Source organism: Microbacterium aoyamense, assembly GCF_023155855.1.
Lineage (GTDB): Bacteria > Actinomycetota > Actinomycetes > Actinomycetales > Microbacteriaceae > Microbacterium > Microbacterium aoyamense.
This window is the reverse complement of the sequence record NZ_JAKNUT010000005.1, coordinates 320999-337369: the sequence shown is the minus strand read 5'-3', so window position 1 is coordinate 337369 and position 16371 is coordinate 320999. Positions and strand designations below refer to the sequence as shown.

The 16371-nt window shown below is 69.7% G+C and carries 14 protein-coding genes; 12 read left to right on the top strand and 2 right to left on the bottom strand.

Annotated features, from left to right (window positions below; translation table 11 throughout):
- From MA876_RS14865 to MA876_RS14845, 5 genes are all read left to right on the top strand, one after another.
- A partial coding sequence (locus MA876_RS14865; RefSeq protein WP_248151108.1) for an RHS repeat-associated core domain-containing protein occupies positions 1–686 on the top strand: 686 nt, incomplete at its 5' end.
- 251 nt (positions 687–937) lie between these two features.
- On the top strand, positions 938–1345 hold the full coding sequence (locus tag MA876_RS14860) for a hypothetical protein (protein WP_248151105.1): 408 nt from the start codon (positions 938–940) through the stop codon (positions 1343–1345).
- Between the two features lie 142 nt (positions 1346–1487).
- Entirely contained in the window at positions 1488–1928 is a 441-nt protein-coding gene (locus MA876_RS14855; protein ID WP_248151102.1) for a nitroreductase family deazaflavin-dependent oxidoreductase, read from the top strand.
- Between the two features lie 15 nt (positions 1929–1943).
- The gene (locus MA876_RS14850) at positions 1944–2474 is read left to right on the top strand and encodes a hypothetical protein (protein WP_248151101.1); all 531 of its coding nucleotides are present in this window, start codon (positions 1944–1946) and stop codon (positions 2472–2474) included.
- Entirely contained in the window at positions 2471–4024 is a 1554-nt protein-coding gene (locus MA876_RS14845; RefSeq protein WP_248151098.1) for a polysaccharide deacetylase family protein, read from the top strand. Before MA876_RS14850 ends, MA876_RS14845 begins: the two co-directional genes overlap by 4 nt.
- Here the strand turns inward: MA876_RS14845 and MA876_RS14840 are convergent.
- Complete coding sequence (locus MA876_RS14840) at positions 4015–5481, bottom strand: NCS2 family permease (RefSeq protein WP_248151093.1); 1467 nt, start codon at positions 5479–5481, stop codon at positions 4015–4017. The two genes, MA876_RS14845 and MA876_RS14840, sit on opposite strands and share 10 nt — an antisense overlap.
- Before the next feature lie 100 nt (positions 5482–5581).
- On the opposite strand from MA876_RS14840, the gene MA876_RS14835 reads away from it, so the two are divergent.
- From MA876_RS14835 to MA876_RS14805, 7 genes are all read left to right on the top strand, one after another.
- Entirely contained in the window at positions 5582–6964 is a 1383-nt protein-coding gene (locus MA876_RS14835; protein WP_248151090.1) for a cell division protein PerM, read from the top strand.
- 4 nt (positions 6965–6968) lie between these two features.
- A complete protein-coding gene (gene purN, locus MA876_RS14830) occupies positions 6969–7565 on the top strand; it encodes a phosphoribosylglycinamide formyltransferase (protein ID WP_248151088.1) in 597 nt (198 codons plus the stop codon).
- A 16-nt stretch (positions 7566–7581) separates the two neighbouring features.
- Positions 7582–9186: a bifunctional phosphoribosylaminoimidazolecarboxamide formyltransferase/IMP cyclohydrolase gene (purH, locus tag MA876_RS14825; RefSeq protein WP_248151086.1), complete on the top strand. Its 1605-nt coding sequence runs from the start codon at positions 7582–7584 to the stop codon at positions 9184–9186.
- 200 nt (positions 9187–9386) lie between these two features.
- On the top strand, positions 9387–10865 hold the full coding sequence (locus MA876_RS14820; protein ID WP_248151083.1) for a DNA-3-methyladenine glycosylase 2 family protein: 1479 nt from the start codon (positions 9387–9389) through the stop codon (positions 10863–10865).
- Entirely contained in the window at positions 10862–11359 is a 498-nt protein-coding gene (locus MA876_RS14815; protein ID WP_248151080.1) for a methylated-DNA--[protein]-cysteine S-methyltransferase, read from the top strand. The genes MA876_RS14820 and MA876_RS14815 overlap by 4 nt, the downstream gene beginning before the upstream one ends.
- Before the next feature lie 328 nt (positions 11360–11687).
- Positions 11688–13547, top strand: coding sequence for an ABC transporter ATP-binding protein (locus MA876_RS14810; protein WP_248151077.1), 1860 nt, complete (start codon positions 11688–11690; stop codon positions 13545–13547).
- The gene (locus tag MA876_RS14805; RefSeq protein ID WP_248151074.1) at positions 13544–15361 is read left to right on the top strand and encodes an ABC transporter ATP-binding protein; all 1818 of its coding nucleotides are present in this window, start codon (positions 13544–13546) and stop codon (positions 15359–15361) included. Before MA876_RS14810 ends, MA876_RS14805 begins: the two co-directional genes overlap by 4 nt.
- A 119-nt stretch (positions 15362–15480) precedes the next feature.
- On the opposite strand, the gene MA876_RS14800 is transcribed toward MA876_RS14805, so the two are convergent.
- Positions 15481–16353, bottom strand: coding sequence for an endonuclease domain-containing protein (locus tag MA876_RS14800; RefSeq protein ID WP_248151072.1), 873 nt, complete (start codon positions 16351–16353; stop codon positions 15481–15483).
- Between the last annotated feature and the right edge of the window lie 18 nt (positions 16354–16371).

Below are 16371 nucleotides of genomic sequence, written 5' to 3'. Positions count from 1 at the left end.
CGATCGGCACGCCCGCAGCGAACGAGTCGGGCGTCGCCGGCGATGGGACGCTCGCGTGGCATCAGGGTGCCGCGAAGCAGGCTGACACGTCGGCGGGTGGGGTGCTGATCGTGCAGATGGGTGCCCGGGTGTACCTGCCCGCACTCGGCAGGTTCCTGCAAGTGGATCCCGTCGAAGGCGGCGTCGACAACGACTACGTCTGGCCCACAGACCCCATCAACAAACACGACCTCACCGGGCAATTCTGGGACACACCCGAAGAGGTGCTCGGCGACATCTCACTGGTGCTCGGCGTCGCCGCAATATTCGGTTGTGCTGTGTGTGGAATAGTCTCCGCTGGCATCAGCCTCGGTCTTGCGATCAACGCCTTCGCCAAAGGCGACCCGCAGACCGGCGTCTCGGAGCTAGTCGCGGTGGCATCGTTTGGTGTCGGGGCTGCTGTGTCACGCGCTGTCACGAAATCGTTTCAGGGGATCGGCAAGCAGTTCCCGAAGGGTCTGACCGGTGGCCGCGCCAAAGCGATGAAGCGGGAGAGGCAACGCGCCGCCGCGGGCGTGAGAAGGTGGGATCGCAGCTGGGGTAATGCGATACGCGCGGGCGGGACCACAGTTGGCTATGTGCAGACCGCCCAAGGTCTCCACGACTTCTACAACCGCGCAACCTGGCGTGGTAGTCGGGCGGTGTGATGAAGTACCTAAAGTTCTTGCTAACTAGCGGTCATGGAGTGGGATGGCTGATCGCGTCGATCGTCGTTCTTTGCCTACCTGAGCCAATCGGCGTGCGGCTCATCTTCGTGGCGGTGATCACGGTTCTCGCCGCGGTAGCTTCCACATTCGCATTCACACGAGCGGACAAGCGCCATCGGTCGGGGCCGCGCCGTCGTGACTGACATACAACCCAACGCGCTGGCAGTGGGGATTCGGAAGAGGTACATGCGATGAGCGTGGACGAAGCCCTCGCTGTGCTCGAATCCCTTCGCCCCGAACGTAAAGGCCTGCGTTCAGTGGTGGAGGAGCGCAACGGCCTCGCCGGAATGGTGCTCGAACACCACGAGGGAGCGGAGAGGTGGGCAGCCGTTTCCACTCCCGGCACAGGGTGGTTCACACTCCAGCTCGATGGCGGGTTCATGTACGACATCGTGGATGAGGATGCTTCGTCCGAAGAGATCAGAGAGATTCTTCAACACTTGATCGCCATAGGGCAGGCGTATCTGGAAGGCAAGAGTGAGCTCACGACATCGAGGTTCCTCAAGGCGCCTACCCGCATCGTGCAACTCGGGGATCAACGGATCCGCATCCATCTGTCTCTTGACAAGTTGTGGCGCCGAATCTGGGGAAGATCGTAGGTCTGACTCGCGCCTGACTGGAAACGGCTGTGGCCGGAGTGCGTCCGGTGGCTCTCGGAAGCATGTGAGCTTCTGCTCGCCACGTTGGCCTCGACGGTACTGAGACCGGCCGCGAGGCCGAGGCCGCCATTAGGGTGGAGCCATGCCGTTGACCGGAGAATACGCACCGTCCACGTCCGAATGGGCCCGCGTGCAGGCCGAGAAGTTCGAGGCGTCCGCGGGCGCCGAGGCGAACACCCTGCGAGGCAAGCCGATCATCGTGCTCACGACGGTCGGGGCGAAGTCGGGCGCGCTGCGCAAGACGGCGCTCATGCGCGTCGAGCACGACGGACGCTACGCCGTCGTCGCGTCGAAGGGCGGAGCGCCCGACGAGCCGAAGTGGGGCGAGAACATGCGCCGCCACCCGCAGGTGGAGCTGCAGGACGGCGCCGACAAGCGCGACTACGTCGCCCGCGAGCTGTCGGGCGCCGAGCGCGACGAGTGGTGGGCGCGCTCGGTCGAGGCGTGGCCCGACTATGAGAACTACCAGGCGAAGACCGACCGGCTCATCGCCGTGTTCGTCCTCGAACCGGTCGAAGGCTGACATAGCCTGGGCCCCATGACGACGACGCGGGAGCCCTTCCCGGCGTCCCCGTGGGATCGCATCCTCGCCGGGATCGGCGCCGCCGCAGCGATCGTATTCGTCGCGCTCGCGCTCGTCACCGCGCTGCCACCCGTGCTCGCGCAGGCGGGTGCCCGGGTCTCGGACGGCGTCACGCCAGAGCCGGTGGGCGCGGCATCCATCGTCGTTCCCGAAGGCTGGGTCGTGCTCGGCGGCCCCGACGGGCTCACCGTCCGCACGCCCGACGGCGGGCTCGAGGTGCACGTCACCTCGCCGTCCGCGTCTCTGCAGGATGAACTGACGACCGCGTTCGGCGTCGTCCCCGACGTGACGATCGGGCCGGTGCGATCCGAGACGCTGTCGACGGGACTGCGGGTCTCGCACGCCGACGTGGGGGATGACAGCATCGTCGCCGTCGTCGAGACGGATGCGGCATCCGTCCTCTTCGACGTCCGCGTCACCGAGGGGCACGAGCTCGCGGACTACCGCGCCGCGTTCGGTGAACTGCTCGCCGGGGTGCAGCCGTGAACCGGCGCCGCGCGCTCACAGCGACGGTCATTGTCGCGGCGCTGTTCGCACTCACCGCGTGCGCGCCTGCCGTCGACGCCGCGTGGACACCGCCGACCTGGCCCGCGACCCAGACGCGGGTGATGGATGCCGCACCCGCGCCGCTGGATCCTGCCAGCGCGTCCGGCGTGACGGCGCAGCGCCTGCGCAACGACGCGGTGGGCATCGACGCGCGGTTCACGTACCTGCCGGGCAAGAGCGCGAAGGTCGCACGGTTCAATAAGGCCGTCGACGTCGTCGTCCGGCGCGCGATCGACGGGCGCGCCGCAGTCACGGGCACCGCCTATCGGCCCCAGGCATCCCCCGTCGGGGCGGGCCTGGGGGAGCGCGGCTGCGCGGCCGGCTCGACGCTCGCGCCGGCCGACGAGCTGCTCTCGGCACCCGGCGCCGTCGTGGTGTGCGACATCGTCGCCGCGGGCGGCACGGTGTTCGGCGAGCGGCTGCGGGTCGTGATGGCGACAGCCGACGGTGTCGCGTCGGACGCGGCATCCATCCTCTACACCGACACGTCGACGGGTGAGGTGGGCGCGGCGGGGGAGCTGTGGACGGATGCCGCGGCCGCCGCCCTCGGCGACGACGTGATCGAGGCGCTGCGGCGTGACGCCGGTGCGCTCAGCCTCACCCCACCCGACGGCGGGGGCGAGGAGGAGATCGCGGCGATCCGTGCGGCGCTCACCTCGACCGTGCCGACGCCCGACGGCACGCTCGCCTTCACGATCCCGGCGGGCTTCACGACCGCCGAGCTCACCGATCTGGGCGTCGCGGCGACGACGGAGCCGCTGACGATCGAGGTTCCCGCCGAGGTCGCTGCGAGCCTCGTGACCGACCTCGGCCGCGCGGTCCTCGCATCGGGCGGTCAGCCGTACGCCGGCCCGTCCGCCGTGCCGCCGTCGCAGGAGTGGCTCGACTGCGCCCTCGTGCCCTGCATCGCGCTGACCTACGACGACGGTCCGGGTTCGCTCACCCCCACGCTCCTCGACGAGCTGCGCGACGCGCACGTCTCGGCGACGTTCTTCATGCTCGGTGCGAACGCCGCGAATCGACCCGACACGGTACGTCGGGTCTCGCAGGAGGGCCACGAGATCGGCTCGCACACGTGGAACCATCCGCAGCTGCCCACCCTCGACGACGCCGCGATCGGCCGCCAGCTGCACGATTCGCGCGACATCCTGCAGCAGCTCAGCGGGCAGCCCGTCGCGATGTTCCGCCCGCCGTACGGCGAGTACAACGACAAAGTGCTCGAGATCGCCGGCATCCCCGCGATCCTGTGGAACGTCGACACGCGCGACTGGGCCGGTGTCACCGACGAGCAGCTGCTGCGCACCGCTGTCGACGGCGCCCGGCCGGGTGGCATCATCCTGTTCCACGACATCCACGAGAACTCCGTGCGAATGGCGCCCGATGTGATCGCGGGCCTGCGCGATCGCGGCTTCTCGACGGCGACGGTGACTCAGCTGTTCGGCGGAGAGCTGCCCCTGTCCGGCGCGTGGCGGTCGGCGCCTCAGCCCTGAAGCAGCGCCTCGATCGGCCCGCGGGCGAAGTAGAGCAGGAAGCCCGCTGCGACAATCCACAGAAGCGGGCTGATCTGCTTCGCCTTGCCCGAGAGCGAGCGCACGACGACCCACGAGACGAAGCCCGCGCCGATGCCGTTCGCGATCGAGTACGTCAGCGGCATGACGGTGACGGTGAGGAACACCGGCAGCAGCACCGAGAACTCGCTGAAGTCGATGAAGCGGATCTGGGACATCATCAGTGCGCCGACGATCACCAGGGCGGCTGCGGCGACCTCGCTCGGCACGATCGACACGAGCGGCGTGAAGAACATCGCGATGAGGAACAGCGCTCCCGTCACGACGTTCGCGAACCCGGTGCGTGCGCCTTCGCCGATGCCCGCGCCCGACTCGATGAAGACGGTGCTGGACGAGCTCGAGGTGAGTCCACCGGCGACCGCGCCGACACCTTCGACGATGAGCGCCGACTTGATGCGGGGGAAGTCACCCTTCTCGTTGGCGAGCCCCGCCTCTTTCGACAGGCCCGTCATCGTGCCCATCGCGTCGAAGAAGTTCGTGAAGACGAGCGTGAAGACGAGCATGAGGGCAGCCAGCACGCCGATGCGCTCGAACGAGCCGAACGACACCTGACCCAGCAGCGAGAGGTCGGGAAGGCTGATGAGGGATGCCGGCAGCTCGGGCACCGAGAGTCCCCAGCCGCCGGGGTTGACGCCGTCGTCGGTGAACTTCGGCCCGATGTTCCAGATCGCTTCGATGACGACGGCGAGCACCGTGCCGCTGACGAGACCGATCAGGATGCCGCCCTTGACCTTGCGCGCGACGAGGATGCCCGTCAGCAGCATGGTGATGACGAAGACGAGCGTCGGGATCGTCGAGACAGACCCGTTGATGCCCAGGCCGACCGGCGGCGACGACGCGCCGGTCGAGGTGACAAAGCCCGCGTCGACGAAGCCGATGAACGCGATGAAGAGGCCGATGCCGACCGTGATCGCGAGCTTCAGCTGGATCGGTACCGCGTCGAAGATCATGCGCCGCAGCCCCGTAGCCGCGAGCAGCACGATGATGAGGCCGTTGATGACGACGAGGCCCATCGCCTCGGACCACGTCACCTGCCCGACGACGCTGACCGCGAGGAACGAGTTGATCCCGAGACCGGCCGCGAACGCGAACGGCAGTCGCGTGACGAGTCCGAACAGGATCGTCATGACACCGGCGGTGAGCGCGGTCGCCGCAGCCACGGCGACGAAGGGCAGACTGTCGCCGTCGACGTCGACACCCGACGACAGGATGATCGGGTTCAGGATGACGATGTACGCCATCGTCACGAAGGTCACGACACCGCCCCGCACCTCGGTGCCGACGGTTGATCGCCGACGACTGATCTCGAAGAACCGGTCGAAGCCGTTCTTCGGCTCGGGCTCGACGGTGTCGGGGGCGGACGACGGCGCTGTTGTCATGGGTGGACCTCCGTGGATGAAGATAGCGGGTCGGTCAGTCGCCCGAGAGAGGCGTGCCGGTGAGGATGACGCGGCTCGCCGCGGATAGGGTCGTTGAGGCATGCATCGCCTGATCGTCTTCATCCTCGCCGCGGTCGACGCCGTCATCGCGGCGGCAGTGGGCCTTGCCGTCGTGCTCGCACCCCTCACTCTCGTGTGGGTGCTCGCCGGCGGCGGCGCCGCGGATTGGGGACTCCTGTGGCCGGCATCGGCCAAGGTGTGGCAGCTGGGTCACCTCGTGCCGCTGGAGATCTCTCTGCCGCCCGAGTACCTCGCCGTCACGGGGATCGATCCCGCCGCGGCATCCTTCACCGTCTCTCTCGCACCGCTCGCCTTCGCCGGCTTCACGGCGATCTTCGCGGCGCGATCCGGCCGCCGCGCATCGCAGGCCGGAGCGTGGATCACGGGCGTGCTCACCGGCGCGCTGCTCTTCACCGCGATCGCGGCGGCCGTCGCCGTCACCTCGCCGATCGACGTCGCCGACACCACGCTGTGGACGGCGATCCTGCTCCCGGGGCTCGTCTTCGCCGTCCCGGCGCTCCTCGGCGCCGGCGTGACGGAGTGGACCGAGGCCGGCGAGGGGCTGATCGCCCGCGCACGGGACGGCATCGAGGGCACGGCCTGGGGCGACGTCCCCGCGCTCATCGCGCGCGGCACGGCGGTCGTGGTGGTCGCGCTCGCGGGTCTCGCCGCGCTGCTCACGGCAGTCGCGCTCATCGGCCGCGGGGGCGAGATCATCGCCCTCTTCGAGTCCGCGCACGTCGATGCGCTGGGCGCGACGCTCATCACGATCGGACAGCTCGCTTATCTGCCGACCGTGGTGGTGTGGGCGATGTCGTTCCTCGCGGGCCCGGGCTTCCTCGTCGGAACGGGCACGACGGTTGCGCCCGCCGGTACCCAGGTGGGCGTGCTCCCCGGCATCCCCGTGCTCGGCGCCGTGCCCGAGTCGCTCAGCCCGTGGCTGCTCCTGCTCGCGCTCCTCCCCGTCGCGGTCGGAGCCTTCGCGGGGTGGATCGCGCGGTCGCGGCTCGTGCTGCGGCCGGTCGCTGATCGCGAACCTGAGGAGACTGCTCCGGATGCCACGCACACCGCCGTGCTCGCGGGCCTGATCGGGTCGTCCGACACGCCGAGCGACGACCCGCGCGACGAGCCCGAGCCGGAGTCCGACGGGGCGGGCGTGCGTCTCGTCATCGCGCTGGGGATCGCGGTCGCGGCGGCGGGCGCCGCTGCGCTCCTCGCCGCCCTCGCATCCGGATCCATCGGGCCCGGCAGTCTCGCCGATGTCGGTCCGGAGCCCGGCCCGGTCGCGCTCGCGGTCGGCCTCGAAGTGCTCGTCGGTGCCGGCATTCTGCTGCTGTCCCCACGCCGCCGCGATCGCACTCGCGGCGAGCGCGCGGAGCCGTCGGAGTCCGAATCGGTCGTCGACGTGCCGTCGGTAGACTAGGCGCGTGCTCACGGTCGCTGTCCTCATCTCGGGCGGGGGCTCCAATCTCCGGGCGTTGCTGGATGCTGCGGCAGACGCCTCCTTCCCCGCCGAGATCGTCGTCGTCGGCGCCGACCGCGAAGCGGATGGCTTCGCCCACGCCGAGGAGTACGGCATCCCGACGTTCCTCGTCCCGTGGGAGCAGTTCGCGACGCGCGAGGAGTGGGGAGCCGAGCTCGGTGCGCAGCTCTCTGTCTGGCGACCCGATCTGATCGTGCTGAGCGGTCTCATGCGTCTGCTGCCCGCCTCGCTCGTCGAGGAGTGGGCGCCGCGCATCATCAACACGCATCCCGCGTATCTGCCCGAGTTCCCGGGGGCTCACGGCGTGCGCGACGCGCTCGCCGCGGGTGCTGTGCAGACGGGGGCGAGCGTCATCGTGGTCGACACGGGCGTCGACACCGGTCCGATCCTCGCGCAGGAGCGCGTGCCCGTCCTCGAGGGCGACGACGAGCACAGCCTCCACGAGCGCATCAAACCCGTCGAGCGGCGCCTGCTGATCGACGTCGTCCGCCGCGTCGCGACGGGCGAGCTCGATCTCGCGACCGCAGCGAACACCCCCTGACGCCGAAGGAGTCCCCATGGCCGGCCCGAGCCACGACCCGAACCTCTACCGCGACCGCGATGTCGTCGCGGTGCGCCGCGCCCTGGTGTCGGTGAGCGACAAGTCGGGCCTCCTCGACCTGGCCGCAGCGCTCGACGCCGCCGGAGTCGAGATCGTGTCGACGGGGGGCTCCGCGGCTCTCCTGCGTGCCGAGGGGTATGCGGTGACCGACGTCGCGGCGGTCACGGGCTTCCCCGAGTCCCTCGACGGTCGCGTCAAGACCCTGCATCCCGGCGTCCACGCGGGACTCCTCGCCGACCTGCGGCTCGAAGACCACGAGCGTCAGCTCGCCGAGCTCGACATCCGGCCGTTCGAGCTCGTCGTGGTGAACCTCTACCCGTTCGTCGAGACCGTGGCATCCGGAGCATCGCCTGCCGACGTCGTCGAGCAGATCGACATCGGAGGCCCGGCGATGGTGCGCGCCTCGGCGAAGAACTTCGCCAACGTCGCGATCGTCGTCTCGCCCGAGTCGTACCCGGCCGTCATCGAGGCGATCTCGAACGGCGGCACGACCCTCGCGCAGCGCCGCGAGCTGGCGGCACGCGCCTTCGCGCACACGTGCGAGTACGACCGCGCCGTTGCGACGTGGTTCTCCGAGGGCACCCTCGAGCACGACGATCTCCCGGCGCACCTGACGATGAAGGCCGAGCGCATGACGACCCTGCGCTACGGCGAGAACTCGCACCAGCGGGCCGCGATCTACACGCGCCTCGGGGGTCACGGCATCGCCCAGGCGAAGCAGTTGCAGGGCAAGGAGATGTCGTACAACAACTACGTCGATGCCGATGCCGCCCTGCGTGCCGCCTTCGACATGGTGAAGCCCGCCGTTGCGATCATCAAGCACGCGAATCCGTGCGGCATCGCGGTCGCCGCACCCAGCGCGCTCGACCCCATCGCCTCGGCGCACCTGCGCGCGCACGAGTGCGACCCCGTCTCGGCGTTCGGCGGCGTCATCGCGGCGAACCGCACCGTGACGCTCAAGATGGCCGAGAACCTGCGCGACATCTTCACCGAGGTCATCGTGGCGCCCGACTTCGCGCCCGAGGCGCTCGAGGTGTTCGCGCTCAAGAAGAACCTGCGCGTGCTGCAGCTCCCTGCCGACTGGCAGCAGGAGCGCATGGACGTGCGTCTCGTGTCGGGCGGCCTGCTGCTGCAGGACGCCGATCGGTTCCCCGACGACATCGAGTCCGTCGCGAAGGACTGGGAGCTCGTCTCGGGCGAGCGCCCGGCCGACGAGGACATGACGAACCTCATCTTCGCGTGGAAGGCCTGCCGCGCGGTCAAGTCGAACGCGATCGTGCTGGCGAAGAACTCCGCGACCGTGGGCATCGGCATGGGCCAGGTCAACCGGGTCGACTCGTGCCGACTCGCGGTCGAGCGGGCGGGCGACCGCGCGGCCGGCTCGGTCGCGGCATCCGACGCCTTCTTCCCCTTCGCCGACGGCCCGCAAGTGCTGATCGACGCCGGCATCTCGACGATCATCCAGCCGGGTGGGTCGGTGCGCGATGCTGAGGTCATCGAGGCGGCGCGGGATGCCGGGGTCACGATGTTCTTCACGGGCGAGCGCCACTTCTTCCACTGACGGCCGGTCCGCGGCCACGCCCGACCCCTGCCCGCGAGAACTCATCTCCGGCGCGAGAACACCGCGCTCACCTGTGTTCTCGCGACGCAGTCGGGTTCTCGGTGTGCTGTGCGGTCGTGCAGGGGTGAGCGGGATGCCGCGCTGACCGCCGTGTCCGATTTCCGCGAGCCAGGGTCGGCGGGGCGTGTCAGGCTGGAGCCATGAGCCTGACGATGACCTTTGACGAGAGGTATCGCGCGATCGATTCGCGCGATGCCCGCTTCGACGGGCAGTTCGTCACGGCGGTGCGCTCGACGGGCATCTACTGTCGGCCGAGCTGCCCCGCGCGCACACCCAAGCCGTCGAACGTCACCTTCTACCCGACGAGCGCCGCGGCGCACGAAGCCGGCTTCCGCGCGTGCAAGCGCTGCCTGCCCGAGGCCGCACCGGGATCGCCGCAGTGGAACCTCCGCGGTGACACGGCAGGTCGCGCCATGCGCCTCATCGCCGACGGCGTCGTCGAGCGCGAGGGAGTCCCGGGCCTCGCACGCCGGCTCGGCTATTCACCGCGGCACCTCACGCGTCTGCTCACGACCGAGCTTGGCGCGGGGCCGCTCGCGCTCAGCCGCGCGCATCGCGCGCAGACGGCGCGCATGCTCCTCGTCGGCACCGACCTGCCTGCCGCCGACGTCGCGTTCTCGTCGGGCTTCGCCAGCATCCGGCAGTTCAACGACACGATCCGCGAAGTGTTCGGGATGCCGCCGCTCGAGCTCCGCGCGCGGCGCACGCTGCAGCAGGCGCACGCGGCGGTCCCCGGCTCGATCGACCTCGTGCTGCCCCATCGCGGGCCGCTGGACGCCGACGGGCTCTTCGCATGGATGGCGGCCCGGGCCGTTCCGTCGATCGAGACCGCCACCTCGACCTCGTTCGCGCGCGTGCTCCGCCTCGCCGGTGGTCCCGCGTGGTTCGAGCTCCGGATCGACGGGGCCGGCCGGGTGCGCCTGTGCGCACAGCTCGCGCAGCTGACCGACCTCACCTCGCTCGTGACCCGTGCCCGGCGCCTGTTCGATCTCGACGCCGACCCGATCGCGATCGACGACTTCCTCTCCGCGGAGCAGGCGCTGGCCGCCGCCGTCGCCGGGATCCCCGGCATCCGCGTGCCCGGTGCCGCCGACCCGCACGAGATGCTGATCCGCGCCATGGTGGGCCAGCAGATCACGGTGGCCGCCGCCCGCACCGCGCTCACGGCGCTCACGACCGAGCTGGGCGAACCCGTCGACGGCTTCGGCGGGGCGACCCGGCTCTTCCCGACGATGGCGGCGATCGCCGAGCGCGGGCACGAGGTGCTGCGCGGCCCGGCCGCCCGCATCCGGTCGATCCTCGGCGCAGCGGCCGCGCTCGCCGACGGTTCGCTCGCGCTCACGACGGGAGACGACGGCGCCGAGCAACGCGCCGCGCTCCTGGCCATGCCCGGCATCGGCCCGTGGACTGCTGACTACGTCCGCATGCGCGTCCTGGGAGATCCCGACGTGATGCTTCCCGGCGACGTGGCCGTCCGATCGGGAGCGGCCGCTCTCGGCATCCCGTCCGATCCCACCGGTCTCGTCGCCTGGTCGGCCCGTCTCGCGCCCTGGCGCAGCTATCTCACCGCACACCTCTGGCGGGCCGTCCCGCCGCGCATCCCGAAGGAGCCGTCATGACGACCGCCACCATCCAGACCATCGACACCCCCGACGGCGCCTTCACGATCCTCGCCGACGAACGAGGACACGTGCTCTCGAGCGGCTGGACCCCCGATCGCGAGGTGATCCTCGCCCGCCTCTCGGCGACGGCGCAGCCCCGCGACGTGCGCGAACGGGAGACGGATGCCTCGGCCGCCGCGCGTGCCTACTACGACGGTGATCTGTCGGCGATCGACGACGTCGAGGTCGCGCAGTCGGGAACGGCGATGCAGCTCGCGGGATGGAAGGCGCTGCGCGCCATCGTGCCGGGGGAGCCGCTGTCGTACGCGGAGTTCGCGGTGGCGCTCGGGCAGCCCAGCGCCGTGCGGGCCGCGGCATCCATCTGCGCCCGCAACGCCCCCGCCCTCTTCGTGCCGTGCCACCGCGTGCTGCGCTCGGACGGCTCGCTCGGCGGCTTCGCGTGGGGCCTCGACGTGAAGCGCTCGCTGCTCGCGCGCGAGGCTCGGATCTGAGCTTGCACCCAGCGATCTCCCAGGGATAGGCTGGAGGGCTGTCGCGCTCGCGACCGCGCCGTCGCAGAGAATCCAGGAGGATGCCATGACCTATGCCGCCATTGACACCAAGGCCGCCGTCATCCTCCGTGGCCGCACGCCCGTCTCCGGGCTCACGCGGCCGCTCGCGGGTTAACCCCTCCGCCCTCGCCCGGCACCGCCGGGCATAGCGCCTGACCGCGAAGCGTTCCCAGGAGGAAAGCCCGCGCTCCGTCACGCCTGCCGCACCGCAGGCACCCCTGTCGCCTTCGCCGCGGCATCCGCTCCACCCCTCGTCCCCACAAGGATCATGACCACCACCGCTGAACCGCAACGGTCTCAACTTTCCACCCTGAAGGCGCTCGGCAGGCTCCTTCCCTTCGCCAAGCCCGTGCTTCCGCGCCTCGTGCTGGGCGCCGTCAGCGCGCTCATCGCGAGCCTGCTGGCGCTGGGCATCCCGCTCGTCCTCCAGGAGGTCGTCGAGGGCCCGATCGCGTCGGGCGAGATCGTCGCGCTCCTGTGGGGGTCGCTTGCGATCCTCGGACTCGGCCTCGCCGAGGCCGTCATGGTGTGGCTGCGCCGCTGGTTCGTCCTGGGCCCCGCCACGATGGTCGAGTACGAGATCCGTCAGGAGTTCTACACGCGCCTCCAGCGCCTGCCGGTGGCCTTCCACGACAAGTGGCAGTCCGGCCAGCTGCTCAGTCGCATGATGCAGGACATCAGCATGCTGCGTCGCTGGCTCGCCTTCGGTCTCGTGCTGCTCGTCGTGAACATCCTCACGATCATCATCGGCTCGGCCCTCCTGTTCCGCTGGCACTGGCTGCTGGGGGTGACGTTCCTCGTCGTGTCGGCGCCGCTGTGGTACGCGGGGTACCGCTTCGAGAAGACGTACGGCACGCTCGCCCGCCGGAGCCAGGACCAGGCCGGCGATCTCGCGACCGCCGTCGAGGAGAGCGTCCACGGGATCCGCGTGCTGAAGGCGTTCGGTCGCGGAAAGCACGCCCTGCTGAAGTTCACGCGCCAGGCCGAGTCGCTCCGCGAGACCGAGCTCAGCAAGGCGCGCGCCGTCGGCTGGATCTGGTTCTGGCTCGTTCTGCTCCCCGACATCGCGTTCGCGCTCTGCCTCGGCGTCGGCGTCTACCTCACGGCGCTCGGGCAGCTCCAGAGCGCCGAGCTCGTCGCGTTCTTCTTCATGGCCACCGTGCTGCGCTGGCCGATGGAATCGATCGGATTCCTCTTCTCGTTCCTGCTCGACGCGCGCACCGCCACCGACCGCCTCTTCGAGGTGTTCGACGAGCAGAACTCCATCGTCGACCCCGCCGAACCCGTCACGCTCGACTCCTCCCGGGGCGAGCTCGTCTTCGAGGGAGTCCACTTCCGCTACCCCGATGCGGGCAGGACGGAGGCCGATCTCATCGACGGTGTCGACCTCGTCCTGCGGCCGGGCGAGACGATGGCCCTCGTCGGCCTCACGGGCAGCGGCAAGACGACGCTCACGACCCTTCCCACGCGCCTCTACGACGTGACGGCCGGCCGTGTGACGCTCGACGGCGTGGATGTGCGGGACCTCCGACTGAGTGATCTGCGTCGGCACATCGGGATGGCGTTCGAAGATGCGACCCTCTTCTCCCAGAGCGTGCGCGACAACGTGCTGATCGGGCGCGAGGATCTCGAGCCGGGAAGCCCCGAGGCCGAGCGCGTCCTGCGTGAGGCGCTCGGCGTCGCGCAGGCGGGCTTCGTCGACGAGCTCCCCAACGGCGTCGACACGATCATCGGCGAAGAGGGCCTGTCGCTCTCAGGCGGACAGCGCCAGCGCCTCGCTCTGGCGCGCGCCGTCGCGGCACGGCCGAGCGTGCTCGTGCTCGACGACCCGCTGTCGGCGCTCGACGTCGACACCGAGGCCCTCGTCGAGGACGCGTTGCGCGAGGTCATGCACGACACCACGGCGCTCGTCGTCGCCCACCGCCCGTCGACGGTCATGCTCGCCGACCGCGTGGCGCTCCTCGAGGCCGGTCGCATCACGGCGGTCGGCACGCACTCCGACCTCCTCCGCGAGAGCGAGCACTACCGCCACGTCATCTCGAGCCTCGAGGTCGAAGAGGCCAGATTGCAGGAGATGCGCTTCGACCCGTACGGATCGGCGCACGAGACCGAGGAGGTGAACCGATGACGAGTGCAACCGTCTCCGGCACGACCGGCGAAGACCGTTCGGACTACACGCGCGAAGAGAGCCGCGACATCCGTCGTCGTTCCCTCCGCCTGCTGGGCTCGCTCGTCGCACCCCTGCGCTGGCAGCTCGCGCTGGCGGGCGGCGTGCTCATCGTCTCGACGGCGCTACGCGTCATCGGGCCGCTCCTCATCGCCTATGGCATCAACACGGCGCTACCCGCCGTCGTCGACGAGATGAACTGGATGCCGACGATCGGCGTCGTGGCGGTGTATCTCGTCTCCGGCGCGGGCGGTGCCGCGCTCATCGGCTGGTACGCCGTCGTGTCGGCACGCCTCACGCAGGCGATCATGCTCGAACTGCGCAAGCGGATCTTCCTCCACACCCAGCGGCTCAGCCTCGAGTTCCACGAGTCGTACACGTCGGGCCGCATCATCTCCCGACAGACGAGCGACCTCGACACGATCCGCGAGCTGCTCGACGGCGGGCTCAACGAGCTCGTCTCGGGAGTGCTCTACGGACTGTTCACGCTCGGGGCGCTCTTCCTGCTCGATTGGCAATCGGGTCTCATCCTGTTCGCGGCCGGCATCCCGCTGTTCTTCCTCATGCGGTGGTTCTACCTGCGGTCGCAGGTCGTCTACCGCGAGTCCCGCGTCGTCAGCGCGAAGGTCATCGTCAAATTCGTCGAGACCATGACGGGCATCCGCGCGGTCAAGGCGTTCCGCAAGGAGGGGCGTAACGACGAGGAGTTCGGTGACCTCGCGCTGCAGTACCGCGACGTCAACATCCGCTCGATCCGGCTCTTCGGAACCTTCGAGCCGGGGCTCATGGCCATCGCATCCATCGCTCTCGCACTCATCGTGTTCTGGGGTGGCCTGCGCGTAGCCGACGGGGCGATCCTGCTCGGCACGCTCGCGTCGGCCGTCCTGTACGTGCGGAACTTCTTCTCGCCCATGCAGGAGGTCGCGTTCTTCCTGAACTCGTACCAATCCGCGACCGCGGCGCTCGAGAAGGTCTCGGGCGTGCTCGAGGAGCAGCCCACCGTGCCCGACCCGAAGCATCCCGTCGACCTGTGGGAGGCGAAGGGCCACGTGCGCTTCGACGACGTGCTCTTCGGGTACTCGAATGACCGCGTCATCCTGCCGGACTTCTCGCTCGACATCCCGGCCGGTCAGACGATCGCGCTCGTGGGTACGACGGGAGCCGGCAAGTCGACGCTCGCGAAGCTCGTGTCGCGGTTCTACGACCCGACCCGCGGCTCGGTGTCGCTCGACGGCGTCGATCTGCGGTCGCTGCATCCGAAGGACCTCCGCCGCGCGATCGTCATGGTCACGCAGGAGGCCTACCTGTTCAGCGGCACGGTCGCCGACAACATCGCGCTGGGCAAGCCCGACGCGACGCTCGACGAGATCAAGGCGGCGGCGCGCGCGGTGGGGGCGGATGCCTTCATCGAGCGGCTTCCGGACGGCTACGGCACCGACGTCAACAAGCGCGGCGGGCGCGTCTCGGCGGGCCAGCGTCAGCTGATCTCGTTCGCGCGGGCGTTCCTCGCGAACCCGTCGGTGCTGATCCTCGACGAGGCGACGGCGTCGCTCGACATCCCGTCCGAGCGCATGATCCAGGACGCCCTGCAGACGCTCCTCGCCGACCGCACGGCGATCATCATCGCGCACCGCCTGTCGACGGTCGCGATCGCCGATCGCGTGCTGGTCATGGAGCACGGCGAGATCATCGAGGACGACACCCCCGAGCAGCTCATCAGCGGCACGGGCAAGTTCGCCCAGCTGCACGCCGCCTGGCGCGAGTCGCTCGTCTGAGTCTGATTCCGGATGCCTCGGCCGCGCCTTCGGGCGGGCCGGGGCATCCGTCGTCGGGGCTTGCCGCGGTGCCCGTCCGGTCGGAGAATGTCGGCGATGCCGGAGAATTCTCGCCGAGATCATCCGACCGCGATGACATTCTCCGACCGGACGGTGCGAAGGTGGAGTCCGGCCGCGATGGCGCGGGCGATCGTCCGTTCCACGGCCGGCCAGTCGTGGATGATCTGCGCGTAGGTGAAGTGCAGCACGGTGTACCCGCGGAGCGTCAACTCGGCGTCGTGTGCGACATCGCGCGTGCGTGCCGCGGCTGACGAGTGGTGCGCGTAGCCGTCGATCTGGATGACGAGACTGTCGCCGATCACGAGATCCACGAACCGACCTGCCAGACGGAGCTGTTGGCGCAGGGGCAGGCCCCAGGGGCCGAGGCGTGTGACGAAGATGCTCTCGAGACCTGAGTCGGACAGTTCGGTGATCTCGTCGGCGAGGCGTCTGGCGGCGAGGCCGGTCCACTGCACCCGTTGGAGTGCGGCCGCGGACAGCTTCTCGACGCGGGCCGCAGACTCCCAGATCGCGTGGGCGGATTCATAGGGCGCGCACTCGGCGATGTGGGCGAGAGCATCCTCGACGGACTCTCGGAGGGCATATCGGGAGACGGGCGCGAGAGGTTTCGTCCAGTGGATGACATGTTCCGGGCTCTCGCCCGGGTTTCGAGCATGCGGCTTCACACTGAGGTGCCGGCGATCGTCGGCACCTTCCGGCATCCACCATCCCCTCTCTCTCGCGAGAGTCACGCACCCGATGCGACCACCGGCGGCCGCAGCCGCACGGAGATCCAGCGGCGCATCCGCGGTGGCGAGCCAATCGCGGCGGATGACCTGAATCGCGCCGGCGCCGACGGCCGCCCGGAGCCCGCGCGCACGCCAACCTGCATCCAGGGCTTCGGCGCGGTGGACGATGCCACCTTTCAGGGTGATCCACTCGGCGATGTTCATGCCACGACCATGACGGAG